This window comes from Salinicola rhizosphaerae (genome assembly GCF_014652715.1).
Lineage (GTDB): Bacteria > Pseudomonadota > Gammaproteobacteria > Pseudomonadales > Halomonadaceae > Salinicola > Salinicola rhizosphaerae.
Map to the genome: position 1 here is coordinate 68,327 of NZ_BMZI01000003.1, position 4,937 is coordinate 73,263.

General features: G+C 64.7%; 4 protein-coding genes. 3 read left to right on the forward strand and 1 reads right to left on the reverse strand.

Annotated elements, in window-relative coordinates; genetic code table 11:
• Positions 1–19: 19 nt before the first annotated feature.
• Entirely contained in the window at positions 20–1,021 is a 1,002-nt protein-coding gene (gap, locus tag IE125_RS06550) for a type I glyceraldehyde-3-phosphate dehydrogenase (protein WP_189443867.1), read from the reverse strand.
• Positions 1,022–1,339: 318 nt separating this feature from the next.
• On the opposite strand from gap, the gene edd reads away from it, so the two are divergent.
• The 3 genes from edd to IE125_RS06565 form a co-directional block, all read left to right on the forward strand.
• Positions 1,340–3,190, forward strand: a complete 1,851-nt coding sequence (edd, locus tag IE125_RS06555; protein ID WP_189443868.1) for a phosphogluconate dehydratase — start codon at positions 1,340–1,342, stop codon at positions 3,188–3,190.
• Positions 3,187–4,146 (forward strand): glucokinase, encoded by a 960-nt coding sequence (gene glk / locus IE125_RS06560; protein ID WP_189443869.1) that lies wholly within the window; start codon positions 3,187–3,189, stop codon positions 4,144–4,146. The genes edd and glk overlap by 4 nt, the downstream gene beginning before the upstream one ends.
• The coding region (locus IE125_RS06565) for an aldose epimerase family protein (RefSeq protein WP_189443870.1) at positions 4,143–4,937 on the forward strand (795 nt) is incomplete at its 3' end. The genes glk and IE125_RS06565, both read left to right, overlap by 4 nt.

Sequence of the window (4,937 nt, forward strand, 5' to 3'; positions counted from 1 at the left end):
GGCGCCTCGGGACGGCACGTCAGGCGGCCGCCTGCATCGCCAGTGCGGTATCCAGCATGCGATTGGAGAAGCCCCACTCGTTGTCATACCAGGCCATTACCTTAACCAGGCGGCCGTTGACGCGGGTGTGATTGGCATCGAAGGTCGACGAATTCGGATCGTGGTTGAAGTCGATCGACACCAGCGGCTGCGAGTTGACCGCGAGCACCGGCGACGCCGCCGCTGCCTTGGCGACAATCTCGTTGATCTCTTCCTTGCTGGTATCGCGGCCGGCCGTGAAGACCAGATCGACCAGCGAGACATTGATCACCGGTACGCGTACCGCCAGCCCATCGAGCTTGCCGTTGAGTTCCGGCAGCACCAGGCCGACGGCAGCCGCGGCACCGGTCTTGGTCGGAATCATCGACTGGGTCGCGCTACGCGCCCGGTACGGGTCCTTGTGATAGACATCGGAGAGATTCTGGTCGTTGGTGTAGGCGTGAACGGTCGTCATCAGGCCATTCTCGATGCCGACGGTGTCCTGCAGCGCCTTGGCTACCGGCGCCAGGCAGTTGGTGGTGCAGGAGGCGTTGGAAACCACCTTGTGCTCGGCCTTCAACGTCGCTTCGTTGACGCCGAACACGATGGTCGCATCGGCATCGCCACTGGGCGCCGAGATCAACACGCGACCCGCGCCGGCCTCGATGTGCTTGGCCGCGGCATCACGTTTGGTGAACAGCCCCGTGCACTCCATCACCAGGTCGACATCGAGCGACTTCCACGGCAGCTGCGCGGGGTCACGCTCGGAGAGGATGCGAATGCTGTCACCGTCTACGCTCAAGGTATCGCTGTCGTGAGTGACCTCGAAGCCGAACGGGCCATGAACGCTGTCACGGCGCAGCAGCAGCGCATTGAGTTCGGGATCGCCGAGATCGTTGATGGCCACGACCTGAATGCGATCGCGATAGCCGTTCTCGTAAAGGGCGCGGAGTACGTTACGGCCGATGCGACCGAATCCGTTGATGGCGACACGCAAAGTCATGTTGCTCTCCTTCTCATGATGTCGAGGATCGTGATGGCACTGTTTTTCGCCTGAATGTCTTTCGCCTGATCGGGCAGCGAGCGAAGCGATCGGCTAACGCGTCAGGCGAACGAAGAGATTTGCGGTCATGCTGCGCTGCATCGCGATGACAGCATCGCGAAGCACGGGTTGCGAAGCACTGGCTGCCTACAGTCTAGAACATTGCGTTTTGAAAGAATATTACTCCTAAAGACTAAGACTAACGGTGAATGCTCGACTGAAGCCCGATTTTTTTTGGTAAATTTACCAAATAACACCGACAGCTCGATGAGGCACACCATGACTCTCAACCCTACCGTCGACCGCGTCACGCGACGCATCGAAGAGCGCTCGGCCGACAGGCGCGACCTCTACGAATCCCGCATGGCGCAGCAGCACCGCCGCGGAGTCCATCGCGCCGAGCTCTCCTGCGGCAATCTGGCTCATGGCTTCGCCGCCTGCAGCGCCGGCGACAAGTCGAGCCTCAAGCTGATGAACAGCGCCAACGTCGGCATCGTCTCTTCCTACAACGACATGCTCTCGGCCCACCAGCCACTCGAATCCTTTCCGGCCCTGATCAAGGAAGCCGCGCGTGCCATGGGCGGCACGGCCCAGTTCGCCGGTGGCGTTCCCGCGATGTGCGACGGCGTTACCCAAGGCCAGCCGGGCATGGAGCTTTCCCTCTTCTCGCGCGATCTGATTGCCATGTCGACCGCTGTCGCGCTCTCCCACAACATGTTCGACGGCGCACTCTATCTCGGTGTATGTGACAAGATCGTGCCGGGGCTGTTCATCGGCGCCGCGCGCTTTGGTCATCTGCCGGCGGTGTTCGTGCCCGCCGGACCGATGCCGAGCGGACTGCCCAACTCGGAGAAGTCGCGCATTCGCCAGCTCTACGCCGAGGGCAAGGTCGGGCGGGATGCGCTGCTGGAGGCCGAATCGGACTCCTATCACAGCCCCGGCACCTGCACCTTCTATGGCACCGCCAACTCCAATCAGCTGATGATGGAGATGATGGGGCTGCACATGCCGGGAACCTCGTTCGTCAATCCGGGCACACCGCTGAGAGATGCCATCACTCGCTTCAGCACCGAGCAGGTGATTCGCAATAGCGCCCAGGGTGGTGACTATCGCCCCTTCTATCAGCAGATCGATGCCCACGCGATCGTCAACGCCATGATCGGCCTGCTCGCCTCCGGCGGCTCGACCAACCACACGCTGCATCTAGTGGCGATGGCTGCCGCGGTCGGCGTCACCATCAACTGGGATGATTTCGCCGAGCTCTCCACCGTGATCCCGAGCCTGACGCGCATCTATCCCAACGGTCAGGCCGACGTGAACCATTTCCATGCCGCCGGCGGCGTCAGTTACCTGGTACGCGAGCTGCTCGGCGCGGGACTCCTGCATGCCGACGTTCGCACCGCCTTCGGCACCGACATGACCGCCTACACCCAGGAGCCGTTCCTCGAGGAGGATCGCCTGGTATGGCGCGAGGGAACCCGGCAGAGCCTCGACGAGGAGGTGCTGCGCCCGGCCTCTCGCCCCTTCTCACCCACCGGCGGACTCGCCGTGCTCGACGGCAATCTGGGCCGCGGCGTGATCAAGGTATCCGCCATCAAGCCGGCGTTTCGTCACGTCGAAGCGCCGGTGCGCATCTTCGATGATCAGGCTCAGGTCAAGTCGGCGTTCGAAAGCGGGGAGCTGGATCGCGACGTGATCGTCGTGGTGCGTTTCCAGGGGCCTCGCGCCAACGGCATGCCCGAGCTTCATCAGCTCACGCCGTTCCTTGGCGTGCTCCAGGATCGCGGCTACAAGGTGGCGCTGGTCACCGACGGGCGCATGTCCGGCGCCTCTGGTAAGGTACCCGCGGCTATCCATATCACGCCGGAAGCGGTCGACGCTGGCCCCATCGCCTACCTGCGCGATGGCGACATCGTCACGCTCGACCCGGATAACGGGGTACTGGAAGCCAAGGTCGACGCACGGACCTGGGCGGCGCGCACGCCCGCGACCTGCGATCTGGATCACTATCATCACGGCATGGGACGCGAGCTGTTCGCCGGTTTCCGCCAGCAGGTCGGCGGCGCCGAGGAAGGCGCTGCTACCTTCGGCGGCTTCGACGCCGCGGCCCTGCCCGGAGGGCAAACATGACGACACCCGCCTTGATTGGCGACATCGGCGGTACCAACGCGCGCTTTGCCCTGGTCACGCCCGGCAGCGTCGAACCGCAGTCGATCAAAACCCTGCCCTGTGCGCGATACGCAGGACTGGTCGAGGCGATCCAGGCCTATCTCGAGCTGGTCGGCGCCGAGGCACCAACGGAGGCGTGCCTCGCCTTCGCCTGCCCGGTGCACGAAGATTGGGTCAAGATGACCAACAACGACTGGGCGTTCTCCAAGCAGGCCGTAGCCGAACAGCTAGGGCTCTCCAATTTCAAGGTCATCAACGACTTCACCGCCCAGGCACTGGGCGTGCCGCACGTCGACGAAAAGGATCTGGTCAAGATCGGTGAGGGCGAGGCCGAACCGCGCAGTCCGCGGCTGGTCTTCGGCCCGGGAACCGGTCTCGGCGTGGCTGGCCTGGTACCGAGTCAGCGCCACTGGATTCCGCTCACGACCGAGGGCGGCCACGCCACTTTCGCGCCGACCGACGAGCGCGAGCGTCAGCTGCTCGACTACTTCCGCGCGCGCTACGGCCGTGTCTCGCTGGAACGCCTGCTCTGCGGCCAGGGGCTGCTCGATCTCTATCTGGCGCATGCCGCTCTGCTCAACGTCACCGCCCACTACAACACCCCGGCGGAGGTCACCGGGGCGGCGCGTGCCGGGGATCGCGTCGCCCGCGAAACGCTGCTGCGGTTTCTCAAGATTCTGGGCGCCGTCAGCGGTGACTGCGCGCTGACGCTCGGCGCACTCGGTGGCGTTTATCTCTGCGGCGGCATCACGCCACGACTGATCGACTGGCTGCCGCGCAGCGACTTCCGCCGCGCCTTTGCCGACAAGGGCCGGCTGAGCGCCTACAATGCCGGCATACCCACCTGGGTAGTAACGGCGCCGTGGACCGGTCTGCTGGGCGCGGCGGAAGCCCTGCACAACGAGGAAGTGACATGATTCCCGAGACGCTGCGAAAGCTCGTCGACGAGACCGATGGCCAGCGCGAGAGCGAATGGGAGGGCCGCCGCGTCCTGCTGATCAACGCCGACTGGGGCGAGCTCGCGATTTCGTTACAGGGCGCGCAGGTGCTGCACTTTCTACCATCTGCCCCCGAAGCCGGGCGGGCCTCGGGCGCCCGGCCGGCGCGCGGGCCTGAAGATGGCTGGCTCTGGGTGACGCCCACTCCGCAGGCGCTGCCGGGAGCGATTCGTGGCGGCATCCCGCTCTGCTGGCCGTGGTTCGCCGATGAGTCTCCCGATGGCAAGGGCCCCATGCATGGCCCGGCACGGACCGCCGAATGGCGCCTGGACGCCGTCGACGAGGATGTCAGCGGCAGCGGTGTCGAAATCCACCTGTCGCCCAAGACGACGCTGCACGACGAGCTCACGCCAAACGCCGTGATCCATGCCAACGAGCGTCTGCTCAGCGTCGAGCTGTTCACCCGCCACACCGGCACCACACCGGTGAAGATGACCGGCGCGCTGCATACCTATTTCGCCGTCGCCGATACCCATCGCTGCCGCGTTGAAGGTCTCGCCGGCGCCCGCTATCTCGACAAGCTCGAGCGCTTTGCCGAGAAGCAGCAGCAGGGTGAACTCGGGATTCGCGGCGCGCTGGATCGTATCTACCAGTCCCATCGACCGGTCGTGCTCGACGACGGCGAACGACGCCTGCAGATCACCAAGCAGGGCAGCGACTCCACCGTGGTCTGGCATCCCGGCAGCGAGCTGCCGGGCGATACGCCGGCC